The sequence below is a fragment of the Candidatus Omnitrophota bacterium genome (genome assembly GCA_016929445.1).
GTDB lineage: Bacteria > Omnitrophota > Gorgyraeia > JAFGIU01 > JAFGIU01 > JAFGIU01.
This window is the reverse complement of the sequence record JAFGIU010000007.1, coordinates 1-17,152: the sequence shown is the minus strand read 5'-3', so window position 1 is coordinate 17,152 and position 17,152 is coordinate 1. Positions and strand designations below refer to the sequence as shown.

Genomic DNA, 17,152 nt, shown 5'->3' with positions numbered 1-17,152 from the left:
GTGCACTTGCGCAAGCATCCGGTCTTTGAGCGGCATGGAGATCACCTTCTTTGCGAGAGCTCGGTCAGTTTTGCTGTGGCGGTCTTGGGAGGAGAGGTTCAGGTCCCTACTCTGCAAAACGGCAAAGCCACCATGAAAATTCCCGCGGGAACGCGCGGCGGGCGTGTCTTCAGGCTGCAGGGCAAAGGCATGCCTTCGCTGAATCGTCACGGGGCCGGGGATCAGTTGGTGAAGGTAGAGATTGATGTGCCCACGCGCCTGAACTCCGAGCAGCGCGAGGCTCTTCAGGAATTTGCCCGCTTAAGCGGGGAGGATGTGGAATCCCTGGGCAAATCGATCAAAGACAAAATCAAGAGTGTGTTTACTTAGTACTGTCATGGCGAGCGAAGGTTTCCGTCATGGCGATACGTTACGGCTTATGGCGGAGAAGCCGTCTTTGTGGAGCACAGATTGCTTTGGTCGCGTTGCTTTCTCGCAATGACGAAGAAGCAGCCGTTATTGCGAACAAAGGAGTATTCAATGCCTACTTACGACTATGAGTGTGTCAACGGACACCGTTTTGAGCGTTTTCAGAGTATGACGGAAGAACCGCTTCGAACTTGCCCGGAGTGCAACGGCGCGGCCGTGCGTTTGATCGGCGCCGGCGCCGGCTTCATTTTTAAAGGATCCGGATTTTATCAGACCGACTACAAGACGCCGCCTTCCAAGGCTCCGAAGGAGCCAAAAGAGACGCCCTGCGGCGGCGGCTCTTGTCCGGCCGGAGAAAATTTCTGCAAAGAATCCGCATAGCGGTATAATTGCCCTATGAAATCGCGGTCTTTGAACTATTGGATTCCGGTCTACTGCTTTGCCGGTGCCATTACGGCGCTTTCGAGTATCCCCGGCAGCGCAGACCTCTCCGCATTCCCGCAATCCGACAAATTGATCCATATTCTGGAGTACATTCCCTTGGGAATGGCTGCATCCTGGGCCTGTTTTCGCAGCCGTCCCAAAACTCCGTGGTCGATCATAATCGCGGTGGCTGTGGCAGGTTGTTTGGCCTTTGGAATTATTGATGAATTCCGGCAGTTGGGTGTGCTGGGGCGGGAGGCAGACCCCGTTGATGTGGGTTTCGACGTTATCGGGGCATTTTTGGGTGCGATGGTGATGTATGTGAGCGTGCTTGCGCGATTGAGGAAATCTTAATGGCTGTTGTGTGTCCTTTCCGGGGAGTTCTCTATAATCCCCAGCGGATCGGCGATCCTTCGGATGTGATGGCCCCTCCCTATGACGTTATTTCGGAGCCGGAGCGCGCGGTTTTCGCCCGCGAAGAATATAATATTGTGCACCTGGACCTGCCTCAAGAGGATACGGGCCCGGGCGATAAATACCAAAATGCGGCCCAAATCTTTAAAACCTGGTGTGAAAAAGAAATTTTGCTTCGGGACTCGGAGCCTGCTTTCTATGTGTGCCAGAGCGCTTTTGAGGAGGAGGGGCAGACCGTTGCCCGCACGGGCCTTATCGGCCGCGTGCGATTTGAGGAAGAATCCGAAACCGCTTACACGCATGAACGCATTTTCTCCGGACCCATGGAGGACCGCCTGGCCCTGATGAAATCCGTGGGCCTGAATTTGTCTTGTGTTTTTTCTTTTGTTCACCAGGAGGCAAAGGATTCCGGGCTGCTCCAGGGAATCCTGGCTCAGCTTACGGTTAAACCGCCGTATTTGAGCGCTTCCCTCCAAGGGGTGCAGCACCATGTGTGGAAAATCGTGGAGCCCGAAACCGTCGAGCTTATTGCGCAAGTCTTGAGCCGGGCTAAGGTCTTTATTGCAGACGGACACCATCGTTTTGAGGCCGCGAATCGTTATCGCCGATGGGCGCGCCGGAATGCCTCTGATTGGACTCCGGAGCACCCGGCCAATCACGTGATGATGTATCTGTCTCCCTTGGACGACCCCGGACTGTTGGTGCGGCCTATTCACCGGGTGATTGCCAAAGGGCAAGGACAGGAAAAGTGGTTGGATGCTTTGCAAGCCAAGGGCGCTTTCGAAGTAACGGCTCTGGATTCACCGCAGGCCTTGATTCAAGAATTGGAGAATGCGGCCGCAGATCCAAAACGGAGGCATGAGTACGGCCTCTATTTAGGGAAGAACCAACAGTTTTGGCTGCGTCTGGCCAAGTCCGGGCTCCTTGATGAGATCCGGGATACCTCGCACTCGGAAGAGTGGAATCAGTTGGAGGTGACGGTGCTGCACCGGCTTGTCCTGGAACGCCTGCTTCAGGTGGAGCCCAAGGCTGTGGGTTACAAAGCAGATAGTTCCCTTGCGTTGAGCTGGGTGGACCAAGGCGGGCAGGGAGCGGTCTTTTTAATGCAACCCACGGGGGTGGATGCCGTTCGGCGTATAGCCCAGGCCGGGGACCGCATGCCTCAGAAATCAACGTTCTTCTATCCTAAACTCTTATCCGGAATGGTCTTAAACCCTCTCACCGAGTAGGATGGGTGAGCGGGTTCATTTGACACCCACCCGGGCGGATAGGACAATAGCACATTCACAAACCTACGGAGTGACGGATGGTCAAGTTCGCCAAGACATTCAAATCTTTTCCCCAGCAGCGCAAGAAGGATATTCCGGGCGGCCTTTGGATCAAGTGCAAGAAGTGTGGCGAGGTGCTCTACAAAAAGAGCTGGGAGGAGAGTTTTCGCGTTTGCACCAAGTGTCAATACCACTATCCGTTGCCTTCAGCCGACCGCATTGCGCTGATTGCCGACCCGGGCAGCTTTCGGGAGATTGATGCCGATTTGCAATCCTGTGATCCCCTGGAATTCGAAGGTCCTAAGACTTATAAGGCTAAGCTCAAAGAAGATCAAAAGGCCACAGGGCTTAAGGATGCTGTGGTTACAGGCGAAGCCCAATTGGACGGTATGGATATTGTCCTGGGCGTGACCGATTCCCGTTTCATGATGGGTTCCATGGGTTCGGTGGTCGGAGAAAAACTCACGCGTGCTATTGAACGAGCGACACAACGCTCTGTCCCGGTCTTGCTTGTTTCCGGATCCGGTGGCGGCGCGCGCATGCAAGAGGGAATGCTCTCCTTGATGCAGATGGCCAAGACTTCTGCGGCCCTTGCGCGGCATGCCAAGGCGGGGCAGCTTTACATTTCTATTTTGACAGATCCGACCATGGCCGGTGTGCTGGCCTCTTTTGCTTCTTTGGGGGATATCATTATTGCCGAGCCCGGTGCGTTGATTGGTTTCACGGGTCCACGCGTGATCGAACAGACCATCCGGCAAAAGCTTCCGGAGGGTTTCCAGCGTTCCGAGTTCTTGCTTGATCATGGCTTGATCGACAAAATTGTTCCTCGCGCAGAAATAAAGCCGACTCTTTCTCAGGTTGTTGGACAGCTCTGCGGATAAACTTCTATGGCGCGTGTTCTTCTGGAAGACGTAAGCAAAATCTATCCCGGACAGATTATTGGTGTGGACCGCCTTAGTTTGGAGGTAAAAGACAAGGAGTTTATGGTCCTTGTCGGGCCTTCGGGTTGCGGAAAATCCAGCACCCTCCGGATGATTGCCGGTCTTGAACAGCCCAGCTCCGGCCGGGTGACCATCGGTGACCGTGTGGTGGACCGCGTTCCTCCGCGGGATCGTAATATTGCGATGGTCTTTCAAAACTACGCGCTCTATCCCCATATGACAGTGTTTGAAAACATGGCCTTTGGACTCAAACTGCGTAAGTATCCCGGATCGGAAATTCGCGCCCGTGTGGAAGAAGCCGCACAGATCCTGGGGTTGGAGAGTCTTTTGGAGCGCCGGCCGCGCGAACTCTCGGGCGGCCAGCGTCAGCGTGTTGCCGTAGGCCGGGCGATTGTGCGCAAGCCCTCGGTCTTTCTGTTTGATGAGCCGCTCAGTAATTTGGATGCCAAGTTACGAGTCCAAATGCGCACGGAGATCAAACGTTTGCACCAGCGCCTGCAAACAACCATGATTTATGTCACTCATGATCAGATAGAGGCCATTACCATGGGCGACCGGATTGCCGTAATGCATCAGGGCCGGCTGCAGCAGGTGGCTGATCCGAACACCTTGTACCATCAGCCCTCAAACTTTTTTGTGGGGGGGTTCATAGGCAATCCTCCCATGAATTTCTTGAAAGGGGAGCTGGTTTCCGCCGGAGACCAACTGCACTTTAGCGACGGGGAATCCCGGCTTCGGATTGTGGATGAGATGGCGGTTCCGCTGCAGCGCAGCGGTGTGCAGTCCGTGGTTCTGGGCGTCCGGCCCGAGGACGTGCATGACAAGCTCTACGTCAGTTATGCTTCCCAGGAAAACACCTTACCCGCGGCTGTGGAAATGGTCGAGCCCATGGGGGCAGAGGCTTTTGTTTATTTGACCACCCGCGGCGGCACAATGGTGTCCAAATCTCTAGGTCAGGAGCGTCCGGAGGCAGGACAGGATGTGGAGGTCGTGCTGGACATGGCCAAGGTCCATTTCTTCCGCGCGGACTCCGGAGAGGTGATTGTCTAAGCCATGGCCCTGATCCCGGGTAAGATCAAGGTCTTCTGTGCACTCGGGTTTGCCGCCAACGCAGGACTTTCCCTTTCCGTGCTCTTCAATCCTGCGTTTCCTCAAGAACCTTTGGCCCATTGGCTGGAGGTTTCGCTCATTCCTCTCTCACTCATCGTTCTTCCGCTGTATCTCTTGGGGTATTTGGTCTGGGGAAATACCCTCCTGCTCTTATCCACACTCCTGAACCTTTTTGTTTGGGTTTCGTCGGAGAAGGTGATCTCTCTTTCACCTCTCTGGGGTTCTCTGGGCGTCGCGGTTCTCGGCTATTTTTATTGGAGGCGCTTTGAGAACCAGGCTCACTTTGCACAAGAAGCTTTGGAAGAGTTGTTGGCGGAAGGACGGGGACTGGTCAAACGCTCCAGCAACTTTGTGACCGAGCGGCAGGTGCTTTCGCGCAAAATGCGGCGGTACTCATTGCTTAAGGAGGCTACGGATGCGTTTTCCTCGGAGCTTGAGCTTAGGGGTGTTTCTCAGGGGGTGGTGGAGTGGACGCAGAAGATTTTCGGAAAGGAAGGTTCGGTTCTGCTGTACTTATTGGACCCGGTCAAGGAGTCTTTGGCTCTCTATGCTTCGCGTTTGCCTGAAGGCGGGCCCACGATCAAAGAGAAACGGGGAGATATCTGTGATGCTTGGCTCATGAAGGAGCGCCGGGCCTTGATGATTTCCGACCTGAACAAGGACTATCGCTTCACAGGGGCTAAGTTTTTCGGAAGGCGTCCGGGTTTTCGCTCCTTAGTTTCCGCCCCGCTCATGGTCGAAGACCAGTTCCTGGGCATTCTGCGGATTAACCATCCGGAAAAGGAATATTTTACTCAGGATGATCTACGCGTTTTGGACATCATGGGGGACTTGGCTGCGGTAGCGGTGCAAAATGCGAATCTTTACGCGCGCACCGAGGAATTGGCCATTACGGACGGCCTGACCGGACTCTATGTGGTCCGGCATCTTATGGAGCGTTTGGAGGAAGAGCTGGCGCGCGCCAAACGACACGGGGGAGATGTATCGGTCGTGCTTTGCGATCTGGATCACTTTAAGAACTATAACGACCGTTACGGTCATGTTGCGGGGGATCTCTTATTGCAGCGCGTGGCGCAGGTACTGCGCGAATGCGTGCGTCCCGGGGATGTGCTGGCGCGTTACGGGGGAGAAGAGTTTGTGGTGGTTCTGAGCGGACAGGTTAAAGAGGCCCGCCGGCTGGCGGAACGGATCCGGGCGCGTATGGAGGAGACTGTGCTTGATATTCGCGGACAGCAGACCGGGATTACTCTCTCCGCCGGTGTGGGCAGCTTTCCTCAAGAGGCTTATTCGCGGGATGAGCTTTTGCGCGTGGCGGATAAGAGGCTCTACAAGGCCAAATCGGCGGGCAGGAATCAAGTATGCAGCGAATAGGCTGGGCGGTGATTCCCATTGTTTGGGCGGGTCTGCACTTTGGCGGCTTTGGCGCGGCTATTGTGGGCACGATCCTGGGCGTCTCGGTTTTCTTGATGGCCTCAATGGGCGGATGGTCGGGAGCGGGCCTGCTCGGGATTGCTGTTTTTGCCTTGGCTGCCTTGATCTCTTCCTCTTTCTATTCCTCAGTTGAAGATGTGCGGAACTCTTTGGAGGATGAGATCGAACAAACGCGAAAAGGCGTTCAAGATTTGCGCCGCGGGGTAGACAGCTCCGAGGAGAGCAAGGAGAGCCTGGAAGCCCAGGCCCATGGCCTGGCCCTGGTGTATGAACTCACCAAGCATATGGCCAAGTGCCTGTCCTTTGAGGATTTGTTGCTCAGCCTGAATAACGGTTTGAAGCGGGAGTTCGGTTTTGACAGGCTTTTACTCTTGGTCCTGGGCCGGGGCCCTGCGGAGGAGGATCGCTTCTGGGAATTCGCCGGCTCGCAGGTTCGCCAATTGCCCCTGGACGAAAATCCTCCCGGCGCGGAATTAGCCAAATCCCTGATGGGTATCGGGGGTCCGGTGAGCGTGGCCCTGGTTGAGGAGCGGGGTTTGGAAAAGAGACGAGTGGCTGTTCCCCATTTCTTCGGCGGGACCCTCATGTCCGTCCTTATTATCGAAGGGATGGATGCGGTTAATATGGAAAAGTTCCTGATCCTGGCCAGCCAGTTTGGCTTGTCACTTAAGCGGGTTCAGTTGTACGATCAAATACAGACTTTGGCTCTTACGGACGGACTTACCGCAGTGGCCGCGCGTCGTCACTTCCTGGAGCGTTTGGAAGAAGAATTGCAGCGCTCCTCCCGCCAACAGAGGCCGCTTAGCCTGATCATGCTGGATGTGGATCACTTCAAACAGTGCAATGATCGCTATGGTCATTTGGTGGGGGATGCGGTGTTGCGTCAAGTGGGGATGGTACTGAACAAGGGGATTCGCGAGGTCGATATGGTGGGCCGCTATGGGGGTGAGGAATTTTCGCTCTTTTTGCCTGAAACAGACGGCGCAGAGGCGCTGCGCGTGGCTGAGCGACTCAGAGAAGATATTGAGAAGAAGCGCATTCAGGCCTATGATGAAACTTTGAGCGTGACTGTGAGCATGGGGATTGCCACCTTCCCGGACCAAGCTTTACAGCGGGAAGAACTGTTGGAGTGCGCGGATAAGGCGCTCTACGCAGCCAAACAGGCTGGAAGAAATCGAGTATGCCAGTATGACTCCGGAAAATAGACCCGATCAATCCTTGGTCGCCGGAATTGATTTGGGCGGGACCCAAATCAAGATGGGACTAGTGGATCAAGAAGGCCATGTGATTGTGAACGGCCGTTTTGACACTGCGCGCGAGGCGGGTCCCGAGGGCTTTATCCAAAAGGCAGTGGATAAGCTCCAGCGGATGACTGAAAAATTGGGTTTACAGGTTGATGCCCTGGAGGGCATTGGTATCGGAATTCCGGGACCCGTGGATTTTGACAGCGGAATCGTCGATAGCTGCATGAATTTGCCGGGTTGGAACGGGTTTCCGCTCAAGACTGCCCTGGAGAGCCGCCTGGGCCTGAGCGTTGCCGTAGACAATGATGCAAACAATATTACGCTCGGCGAATGGCTTTATGGGGCGGCCAAGGGGGCGCATTCCGCGGTGTGTGTGACCTTGGGCACCGGAGTGGGTGCAGGACTTATTCTTAACGGAACTTTGTACCGGGGCTCCTCAGGCGCGGCCGGAGAGTTCGGTCACACGCCCATTGCCTTTACCGGGCCCAAGACGGCCAGCGGGGTGGCGGGAAATCTGGAGGCTTTTATAGGCAACAGCCGTATTGTGGCGCGGGCCAAGGATAAAGTGCGCAAGAAGGGGCTGAGCGTCACACTCCAGAGATTGACTGCGGGAAATCTGGATAACCTGACTCCGGAGCATCTGAGTGAAGCCGCTGCTTTGGGAGATCCCTTGGCCCTGGAAGTCTGGGCCGAAATCGGGTTCTTTTTGGGTGTGGGGCTTGCGGGCTTAATCAATCTGCTCAACCCGGATTGTATTGTGCTTGCGGGCGGAGTGGCAGGGGCCTCGAAATTCTTTTTACCGGAAACGAAGCGCACGATTGATAAGCGGGCCATGGGGGTTGCGGCTGAGTGTGCCAAAATTGTGATGGGCAAGCTTAAGGGGCAGGCCGGTGTGGTGGGCTCGGCCGCCCTTTGGCGTTTGCACGGAGACGGAAGCAAGGGGGAATAATGAAAATCTTTCTGGACACGGCCAATGTGGAGGAGATCCGCAAGGGGGCGGACTGGGGAATTGTCGATGGCGTGACCACCAATCCCAGTTTGGTGGCGAGGGAGGGCCGCGATTTCGGAGAGGTTCTTCGGGAAATATGCGGGATTGTCGATGGTCCGATTAGTGCGGAGGCCGTGAGTCTGGATGCCGGGGGCATGATTCAGGAAGGCCGGGAATTGTCTAAGATTCACAAAAACGTGGTCGTTAAGATTCCTTTGATCGCCGAAGGCTTGAAGGCTACCAAGCAACTCTCCGGCGAGGGGATTGCGGTGAATGTAACGCTTTGTTTTAGTCCGACCCAAGCCCTATTGGCTGCGAAGGCAGGGGCGACATACATCAGTCCTTTTATCGGACGTTTGGATGATATCTCTCAAAACGGGATGGAACTCATCGAGCAGATCCGGATTATCTATGACAACTATGATTTTGATACGCAGATTCTGGCTGCGAGTATCCGCCATCCCTTGCACGTACTGGATTGCGCGTTAGCCGGTGCGGATGTGGCTACCATTCCCTGGAAGGTTTTGGAGGCCCTGGTGAAACATCCCTTGACGGAAATTGGTGTGGAAAAATTCCTGAAGGACTGGGAGAAGGTCCCAAAGGCACAGGTAGGATCCGCGACTCGCCGATGATCCGGACCCGGTTGCTTTCAGCAACATTCAGAGCCCTGTTTATTCTCCTCTGTGCTTGTCCGGTCAGTTTTGATGCACAAGCTGAAGAGGAGTCCGCGAATGCCGTTGTGGTTGAAGGCGATCAGGTTGAGTTTCTGGCCCAGGAAAACCGCGTCATCGGGGAAGGCAATATCCGTGTCACCTATGAAGACGTGGTGCTCACCTGTGACCGTGTGATCGTTTTTAATGATTCGCGCGATGCCCTGGCCCAGGGCAGCGTTAAGATCCGGCAAGATGTCCAGGTGTTGGAAGGACGCTTGGCCCACTATAATTTCCGGACAAAAAAGGGCACTCTCCTGGAGGCTGGTTTTAAAGCCGAGGCCGCCCCCGTATGGTGGTACGGCAAAGCCGATACCATTGACAAGACCTCACTCAATGAACTCTTCGCCGAAAACGGATATCTGACCTCCTGCAGCCTGGCAGAGCCTCATTACCGCATAGCGGCCAAGAAATTCTGGATCCTTTCCGGAGATCAGGTGCGGGCGAGCAACGTAGTCATGTACTTGGGCAGTATCCCCGTGGTCTATTTGCCCTGGTGGAATTACTCGCTCCGCGATGACCGGCCCAAAATCAGCGTGGCCCCGGGCAAGGATTCGGAATGGGGCGCTTTTGTGAAAACCGCCACCCGCTATGAACTCACCCAGCAATCCAAGGGCTACATCAATAATGATTACTTCGAGAACCGCGGCTGGGGTAAGGGTTTCGACCATTACTACCAGACCGGGAACTACGGGGACGGAAAATTCCGTTTGTATCATCTCTATGAGCGGCGCCCGGACCGGCCCGAAGGCCACTCCGCCGAAAACGAGAGATGGCGCGTTCAGGCAAGGCATCAGTGGGACATCGACGAAGACAGCGAAGTGACGGTGGAGTTTCACAGGCAGAGCGATTCGCTCTTTCTCAGGGACTATTATGAACGCGAAGAGTATGAGTTGGAGAGTGATCCGCTTTCTTATGTGTCTTGGGTGAGCAACAAGCCCAATCAGACTACCAGTCTTTTGGTCCAAAAACGCTTGAACCGGTTTCAAAGCCAGGTGGAATATTTGCCTGAATTCACTCACCGGTTAAACAATTTTCCTATCGGAGATAATGTGCAGATGCCGGGCAAACTGGGACACGGCCAGTTCTACTGGACCAGCAACAGCAGTGCGACCAGCGCGACGCGCAAATACGCGAGTCCGAGCGATCTGGATTTGGACCATGCTCGTGTGGATACCCATCAGCAGCTTAGCTATTCCTCCAAACTCGCCGGCTGGCTGCAAGTCACTCCCAGGGCCGGGGTGCAGCAGACTATGTACAGCAAGGATGTTAGCGGGGATGAAACGAAAGTCCGGGGCGCCTTTGACACGGGCATGGACTTAAGTACCCGGTTCTTCCGGATTTTCGACGTCTCTACCAATAAATACGGCTTGGATATCAATCGCTTGCGCCATGTGATTGCCCCCTCGGTGGATTACAGTTACAGGCACAGCCCCACTATACTGCCACGCAAGATCCAGCAGATCGACGGTGTGGACAGTCTTGCCCGCCTCAACACCATGACATTTAGATTGGAAAACAAGCTCCAGACCAAGCGCCGCCGCAAGTTCGATCCGTTTATGGGTAAGGCCTATGCCCCTCAAGAGGGCCCGGAATCCGTTTTTTACCGGCGCCGGTCGGAGGAGACAAACACTTTCGGGCTGGATTCCCAAGAGGATGAGCTCGAGGTCACTTTGGAGGAAGAGGATCAACTTACCAACGTGGATTTGGTGCGTTTCGTTCTTTCCATCCCATATTTTTTTGCTAAAGAGGACGGGAGTGAGTTCGGGAATCTTTTTGCAGACCTGGAGATCGAACCCTATCCTTGGCTGCTCTTCGAAACGGATGCCAGATATAACACGGATACGCGGGATGTGGACACGGTCAATGTGGATGTGGTGGCACGGCCCACCGAGAGCCGGAAATTGAATCTGGGGGTAGGACACCGCTATGTCAAGAACCAGAACACACAGCTGACAAGCCAGATTAGTTTCCCCTTGGGGGAGAAATGGTGGCTCGGGGCCTACCAGCGATTTGACTTCAAGAGGATCGAATCCGGGAAAAAGGAAATCAATGATTTGGTGGAGCAAGAGTACAGTATAATGCGCGATTTGCACTGCTGGACTGTGGAGGTCAACTACAATGTGACGCGCGAGCGAGGCGAGTCGGTTTGGTTCGTATTCCGTCTCAAGGGCTACAGCGAGGCGCCGCTTTTGTTTGAGACCTCGTACCACGAACCGAAGTTCGGATCACAGACTCCGCCCTAAGCCTTTTCTTGACTCTGCTCTTGGCTGAATCTAGGATGTGACTGGGGTGCAATCTCTTACGTAGGGGAGAGACATGGACATTGATAAGATTCTGACTCAAGCCGCGCAGATGGGAGCATCGGATGTGCACCTGTTTGTGGGCCGGCCGCCTGTTCTTCGATTGTCCGGAGGTCTGAAATCTCTGGAAGGTTATGAGGTTCTTACGCCGGAAGTTTGTGAACAGCTCGCTTTTTCCCTCCTTTCCGAAAAGCAAATCGAATCCTTCAAGCGGGAACTGGAAATGGATTCTTCCTACACCGTCCCGGGTGTGAGCCGGTTCCGCGTCAATATCTATATGGACAACAACGGGATCGGTGCGGCACTGCGTCTCATACCGTCTGTCATTCCCACGCCCAAGGATATTGACCTGCCGGAATCGGTGATGGCTCTGACTCATCACCGAAACGGGTTGGTTCTTGTGACCGGGCCGACCGGAAGCGGCAAGTCCACGACTCTGGCTGCGATGATTGACTCGATTAATTCGAGCCGGGACTGCCACATTATGACTGTTGAAGACCCGATCGAATTTGTTTACGAACACAAAATGGCCGTGGTCAACCAGCGTGAGGTCGAGTCCCACACCAATAACTTCGGCCAAGCCCTGAAACACTTCCTGCGCCAGGATCCGGACGTGCTCCTGGTGGGTGAGATGAGAGACTTGGAAACCATTGCATCGACCATTACCCTGGCAGAAACCGGACATCTGGTTTTTGCCACTCTGCACACCGTGGATGCGCCTCAGACTGTGGATCGTGTGATCGATGTTTTTCCTCCCTACCAACAGCAGCAGATCCGGGCTATGCTCGGGGGCACGCTTCGCGGTGTGGTGAGCCAGCAGCTCATCCCCAGAGCCGACGGAAAAGGGCGCGTGGCAGCGCGGGAGATCATGATTGTGACCCCGGCTGTGGCCAATTTGATCCGTGAGGGCAAGACGCACCAGATTTACAGCGCCCTGCAGACCGGTCGCGCCATGGGCATGGTGACCATGGATGCTGCGGTAGAAAAGTATTTGGAGTCCGGAGCTATTACGGCTGAGGCGGCCAAGGCCGCGATGAGTCACTAGGAGGAGCGAATAGATGCAAGTTGACCGACTCAAAAAAATTCCGCTCTTTTGCGACCTCTCCGACGAGGACCTCGCCTTGCTCGCCTCCGTTGCAATAGAGCAGAGCTTGAATTCCGGTGAAGCGGTCTTTCAGCAGGGCGATACGCCTGATGGTCTCTATGTGGTCCTTTCCGGGAATGTCCAAATCGAGCATGAAAGCCTTTTTTCCACCGAGAGAGTTTCCACACTCCTCTTGAGCGACGGGGACTTTTTCGGAGAGATGGCACTTTTTGATTCAGGGGTGCGTTCAGCCACAGCGCGTGCCGTGGAAGGGGCTGTACTCCTGAAGATTGACAGGGGAGTTTTTCAGAACCTGGTCAGTGAACACCCGGCTACCGCCGGAAAGCTTATCTTGCCCCTGATGCAAGCCATTGTGCCGCGAATGCGCCAGACAAACCGCCATATTGTGGCCTTGTTTGAGGCGGGGAGGGCCTTGGGCGGCCAGGAGGATTTGGATGCGTTGCTCAAGCGTCTGTTGGAGATTCTCTCCGAAGCCACCCACGCTGACTTGGGCGTGATCTACCTGAGCAATCCCATCTCCGAGAGCTTGGACCCTGCAGCGGCAATTTCCGTGCCGCGGGATCAGCTTCAGTCGCTCTCCCAACGGGAAGAGAAGTGGGTCCCGGTGCATGTGTCGGCGCATGGTAAGCCGCTGCTTATTGCGGACAGCTCCACGGATGAGCGTTGCCAGGTGCTCAACACTCTGCGCTATGAACCTGGGAGTCTGATCCTGGTACCCTTGCCCAGTGCCCAGGGAGTGCTTGGGGTCATCGAAATGGGGCGATCCAGCGGGACGTTTTCGCCCAATGACTTGAATCTGGTGGATTGCGTGGCGCATCAGGTGGGGCAGGCTTTGCAGAGCATCCGGCTCCAGCAGGATGAGGAGGGCCGGGAGCGCCTCAAACGCCAACGATACTCCTTCTGACTTGTTAAATGCTTCCCGGCTTTTATTAACCCCTGGAACCAGGCATTGCCTTGAATCTGCCACTCTGTGTGCTATAATTCCGTTTTAATTTTTTAAGGAGAAAGACTTATGAAGATCTCAGTGGTGGGCGCGGGCTATGTGGGCCTGGTCACCGGAGCCTGTTTTGCAGACCTCGGGAACCAAGTCTATGTGGTGGACATCGACAAAGACAAGATAGAGGACCTGAAAAAGGGGAATGTGCCGATCTATGAGCCCGGTCTTGAGGAGATGGTGCGCCGGAACTTGGAGCAGGGCCGTTTGGTCTTTGGAACCGAGGTTCGCACTGCCGTGCATCACGGAGAGGTGATCTTTATTGCGGTCGGCACACCGGCCAAGGAATACGGCGAGGCCGATCTTTCTTATGTGGAAGCCGTGGCACGCTCGATTGCCAAGAACATGCCCGACTACCGCCTCGTGGTTGAGAAGAGCACAGTACCGGTCAACACCGGAGAGCAAGTCAAGCGCACCATACGTCTCAACAATCCCAAAAAAATCAAGTTTGACGTGGCCTCCAATCCGGAGTTCCTGGCCGAGGGCACGGCTGTCCGGGATTTCATGAATCCTGACCGGATCGTTATCGGAGTGGAGAGCAAGCGTGCCAAAGATATTTTGAGTGAGCTTTATGAGCCGTTGAAGGCGCCGATTGTGGTTACGGATATTCGAAGCGCCGAGATCATCAAACACGCCTCAAACTCCCTGCTCGCGACCAAGATTTCCTTTATTAACGCGGTGGCCAATGTTTGTGAGGCCTCCGGCGCCGATATCACACAAGTGGCCAGGGGAATCGGGTTGGATAAGCGCATAGGATCCGAATTTCTCAATGCGGGTGTGGGGTATGGCGGTTCCTGTTTCCCCAAGGACATTGATGCCTTTGTCCGGATTGCCGACAAGCTTGGTTATGATTTTCATCTACTCAAGTCCGTCCGGCAAATCAATGCGGAACAAAAGGCCATTTTCGTGCGTAAAATTGAGGATGCGCTCTGGATCGTCAAGGGCAAGACGATTGCGGTCCTGGGACTTTCTTTCAAACCCAACACCGATGATATGCGCGAAGCCCCGAGCGTGGATGTCATTAATAGCCTTCAAACCATGGGGGCAACGGTCAAGGCCTATGACCCCCAAGCCATGGAGAAGGCCAAGGCAGTGCTCAAGGACGTGACCTATTGCAAGGACGCCTACGAGACCGTGGAAGGAAGCGATTGTATGGTGGTCCTGACCGACTGGAATGATTTTAAGGAACTGGATTTTTCCCGGGTCCTCGCCTCCATGAGGCACCCGATCATTGTGGATGGCCGCAATATCTACCCCCGGAAAAAAATGGAAGACCTGGGTTTTCAATACTTCGGAGTCGGGCACTAGGCCGTGAAAGTTTTGATTACCGGGGCCACAGGTCTTCTGGGACAGGACTTAGTCAGAGTCTTCGGTGCGGGGCACGAGGTTGTGGGAGTCTCGCGCCGGCACCCGCAAGCGGCGCAGCGTTTGGATGTGTCCTCTGAGGAGGATACAAGACGTTTGATTTCCGGGATCCGTCCGGACTGGGTTCTGCATGCAGCAGCCCAGAGGAGTCCGGATTATTGCGCGCGGCATCCCGAAGAGTGTTTTCGGATCAATGTCCTGGGTTCCCGCAATATTGCATGGGCTTGCAGAGAGACAGGGGCCAAGCTTCTTTACATCAGCACGGACTATGTCTTTGATGGTCTGTCGAGCAAGCCCTATATCGAACCGGATTTGCCATCTCCTGTGAATGAATACGGGATTTCGAAGTTGGCCGGGGAAGTCTATACGCAGTATTTGGTCGAGGCCTCGGTTGTGGCGCGCGTGAGCACTTTATACGGTGAAGGCGGCGAGTCTTTTGTGAGTAAAACTTTGGAGGCTGCGCAACAGGGCCGGACAACAATGGCTGCTGAAGACATTGTGAGTTCTCCCTCGTGGACAATGGATATAGCAGAGGGATTGTTGACCCTGGTTGAAAGGGTGGATAAGGCAGAAGCGCCGAAAGCGGCCTGGGCGGGCCTGTATCATTTGGCCAGTCCCGGAGAGGTGAGCCGCTACGATCTCGCCCGCAAGGCTTTGGAGCTGGCGGGCCTGGATCCGGAACGAGTCAAGCGCAGTTCCATGAAGGAACTCAGCCTTCCGGCGGTCCGGGCAGGATACACTGCCCTGGCGAGTTCCCGTTTTGAAGCAGGTTTTATTCCTCGGCTGCGACCCTGGGAAGAGGCTTTGGGGGCCTTTATCCGGTCGAGGCGGGAAACACTCTTGAGATAAAGAGGAGCAAACGGAAATGTATCAGGAACTCAAAAAGAAGATCGAGGACAAGAAAGCGCATATCGGGGTGGTGGGTTTGGGTTATGTGGGTTTGCCCTTGGCTGTTGAGTTTGCCCGCGAGGGTTTCAAGGTCACGGGTCTGGATTTGAACGAAAAACGCGTGAAGCAGCTCCTGAGCGGTAAGTCGTATATTCCGGATGTGTCTACAAGCGTGATGTCGCCTTTGGTGAAGGACGGCTTTCTCACGGGTGTGACGGATTACAAGCACCTCAAGAAGGCGGACGTCATCATCATTTGCGTGCCTACGCCGCTGCGAAAGACCCGCGAGCCGGACGTGTCCTATATTGTGGGCGCTTCCATGGAAATCCAGAAGATCGCTCACAAAGGGCAGCTGATTGTCTTGGAGAGCACAACCTATCCGGGCTCGACCGAAGAGATCCTAAAACCTTTGTTCGAAGACGTGGGCCTCAAATTGGGCAAGGACGTGTTCTTAGCCTTTTCGCCGGAGCGTATTGATCCGGGCAACCCGCACTACCAAACCCGGGATATCCCCAAGGTGGTAGGCGGTGTAACGCCGCGCTGCTCCGAGATGGCCCAATTGCTGTACAGCCAAATTATTTGCAAGGTGGTCAGTGTCAGTTCGCCGGCCACCGCTGAAATGGTCAAGCTCCTGGAGAACACTTTCCGCAGTGTCAATATCGGCCTGGCCAATGAAATGGCTCTTTTGTGCGACCGTTTCGGTATTGATGTCTGGGAGGTCATTGAGGGCGCCAAAACCAAGCCCTTTGGTTTCATGCCTTTCTACCCGGGGCCGGGTCTGGGCGGGCACTGCATTCCCTGCGATCCGATTTATCTTTCGTGGAAGGCCCGTTCCCTGGGCTTTGAGGCGCGCTTCATTGAGCTGGCCTCCCAGGTCAATTCGTTTATGCCGCGCCACGTCGTGGACAAGGTTGTGGAACACCTCAACAGTGTGGGCAAGAGTTTGAAGGGTGCTAAAATTTTGGTTTTGGGCGTGGCGTATAAGGCAGACGTGAACGATACGCGCGATACACCGGCTGATGAAATTCTGGTCTATCTGCGGGAGAGGGGCGGAATTATTCAGTACCATGATCCCTTTGTCCCCAGTTTTGACCTGAGTACCGGGGAGAAGCTTCGCTCCGTGCCTTTGACTCCGGGCCAGGTCAAGAGCACGGATTGCGTTGTGGTGGTGACGGATCATCACAATGTGGATTACGATATGGTTTGCGCGAATGCCAAGCTTTTGGTAGACACCCGGAATGTTTACCGCAAGCGCCGCTTAAAGAAGATTCGAAGACTATGACCTCTAAATCATCCGGTTCTTCTACGGAGGCCAAGATCCCTCTTCTGGATCTGCAAGCCCAGTATCTGGCCTTGGAGCCCGAAATTCTCAACGCAGTCAAGTCTGTGTTGAGGGGCGGGCATTATATTTTGGGGGATGAAGTCCGGACCCTTGAGTCCGAGATGGCCGCGCTTTGCGGAACAACCTGCGGCATTGGCGTTGCCTCGGGCTCGGATGCCCTGGAGCTGGCCCTGCGGGCTCTGGGTGTGGGGCCGGGGGATGAGGTCATCACCACGCCG

At 54.9% G+C, this 17,152-nt stretch carries 17 protein-coding genes; all 17 read left to right on the top strand.

Features of this window, described 5'->3' with window-relative positions; translation table 11 throughout:
* The coding region (locus tag JW937_00955) for a molecular chaperone DnaJ (protein MBN1585981.1) at nucleotides 1-369 on the top strand (369 nt) is incomplete at its 5' end.
* A 150-nt stretch (nucleotides 370-519) separates the two neighbouring features.
* A complete protein-coding gene (locus JW937_00950; GenBank protein ID MBN1585980.1) occupies nucleotides 520-789 on the top strand; it encodes a zinc ribbon domain-containing protein in 270 nt (89 codons plus the stop codon).
* Nucleotides 790-804: 15 nt separating this feature from the next.
* Entirely contained in the window at nucleotides 805-1,185 is a 381-nt protein-coding gene (locus tag JW937_00945) for a VanZ family protein (GenBank protein ID MBN1585979.1), read from the top strand.
* A complete protein-coding gene (locus JW937_00940) occupies nucleotides 1,185-2,474 on the top strand; it encodes a DUF1015 domain-containing protein (GenBank protein ID MBN1585978.1) in 1,290 nt (429 codons plus the stop codon). The genes JW937_00945 and JW937_00940 overlap by 1 nt, the downstream gene beginning before the upstream one ends.
* 77 nt (nucleotides 2,475-2,551) lie before the next feature.
* Nucleotides 2,552-3,394, top strand: coding sequence for an acetyl-CoA carboxylase carboxyltransferase subunit beta (locus JW937_00935; GenBank protein MBN1585977.1), 843 nt, complete (start codon nucleotides 2,552-2,554; stop codon nucleotides 3,392-3,394).
* 6 nt (nucleotides 3,395-3,400) lie between these two features.
* Complete coding sequence (gene ugpC / locus JW937_00930) at nucleotides 3,401-4,504, top strand: sn-glycerol-3-phosphate ABC transporter ATP-binding protein UgpC (GenBank protein MBN1585976.1); 1,104 nt, start codon at nucleotides 3,401-3,403, stop codon at nucleotides 4,502-4,504.
* Between the two features lie 3 nt (nucleotides 4,505-4,507).
* On the top strand, nucleotides 4,508-5,935 hold the full coding sequence (locus JW937_00925) for a sensor domain-containing diguanylate cyclase (GenBank protein ID MBN1585975.1): 1,428 nt from the start codon (nucleotides 4,508-4,510) through the stop codon (nucleotides 5,933-5,935).
* Entirely contained in the window at nucleotides 5,923-7,200 is a 1,278-nt protein-coding gene (locus tag JW937_00920) for a diguanylate cyclase (protein ID MBN1585974.1), read from the top strand. Before JW937_00925 ends, JW937_00920 begins: the two co-directional genes overlap by 13 nt.
* The gene (locus tag JW937_00915; protein MBN1585973.1) at nucleotides 7,184-8,188 is read left to right on the top strand and encodes an ROK family protein; all 1,005 of its coding nucleotides are present in this window, start codon (nucleotides 7,184-7,186) and stop codon (nucleotides 8,186-8,188) included. Before JW937_00920 ends, JW937_00915 begins: the two co-directional genes overlap by 17 nt.
* Nucleotides 8,188-8,859 (top strand): fructose-6-phosphate aldolase, encoded by a 672-nt coding sequence (gene fsa / locus JW937_00910; protein ID MBN1585972.1) that lies wholly within the window; start codon nucleotides 8,188-8,190, stop codon nucleotides 8,857-8,859. Before JW937_00915 ends, fsa begins: the two co-directional genes overlap by 1 nt.
* A complete protein-coding gene (locus tag JW937_00905) occupies nucleotides 8,856-11,183 on the top strand; it encodes an LPS-assembly protein LptD (GenBank protein MBN1585971.1) in 2,328 nt (775 codons plus the stop codon). The genes fsa and JW937_00905 overlap by 4 nt, the downstream gene beginning before the upstream one ends.
* A 73-nt stretch (nucleotides 11,184-11,256) precedes the next feature.
* Nucleotides 11,257-12,285, top strand: coding sequence for a type IV pilus twitching motility protein PilT (locus JW937_00900; protein MBN1585970.1), 1,029 nt, complete (start codon nucleotides 11,257-11,259; stop codon nucleotides 12,283-12,285).
* A 13-nt stretch (nucleotides 12,286-12,298) separates the two neighbouring features.
* Complete coding sequence (locus JW937_00895; protein MBN1585969.1) at nucleotides 12,299-13,249, top strand: cyclic nucleotide-binding domain-containing protein; 951 nt, start codon at nucleotides 12,299-12,301, stop codon at nucleotides 13,247-13,249.
* Between the two features lie 108 nt (nucleotides 13,250-13,357).
* Complete coding sequence (locus JW937_00890) at nucleotides 13,358-14,647, top strand: UDP-glucose/GDP-mannose dehydrogenase family protein (GenBank protein ID MBN1585968.1); 1,290 nt, start codon at nucleotides 13,358-13,360, stop codon at nucleotides 14,645-14,647.
* Nucleotides 14,648-14,650: 3 nt separating this feature from the next.
* Complete coding sequence (locus JW937_00885) at nucleotides 14,651-15,553, top strand: NAD(P)-dependent oxidoreductase (protein ID MBN1585967.1); 903 nt, start codon at nucleotides 14,651-14,653, stop codon at nucleotides 15,551-15,553.
* Between the two features lie 16 nt (nucleotides 15,554-15,569).
* Nucleotides 15,570-16,874, top strand: a complete 1,305-nt coding sequence (locus tag JW937_00880; GenBank protein ID MBN1585966.1) for a nucleotide sugar dehydrogenase — start codon at nucleotides 15,570-15,572, stop codon at nucleotides 16,872-16,874.
* A partial coding sequence (locus JW937_00875) for a DegT/DnrJ/EryC1/StrS family aminotransferase (protein MBN1585965.1) occupies nucleotides 16,871-17,152 on the top strand: 282 nt, incomplete at its 3' end. The genes JW937_00880 and JW937_00875, both read left to right, overlap by 4 nt.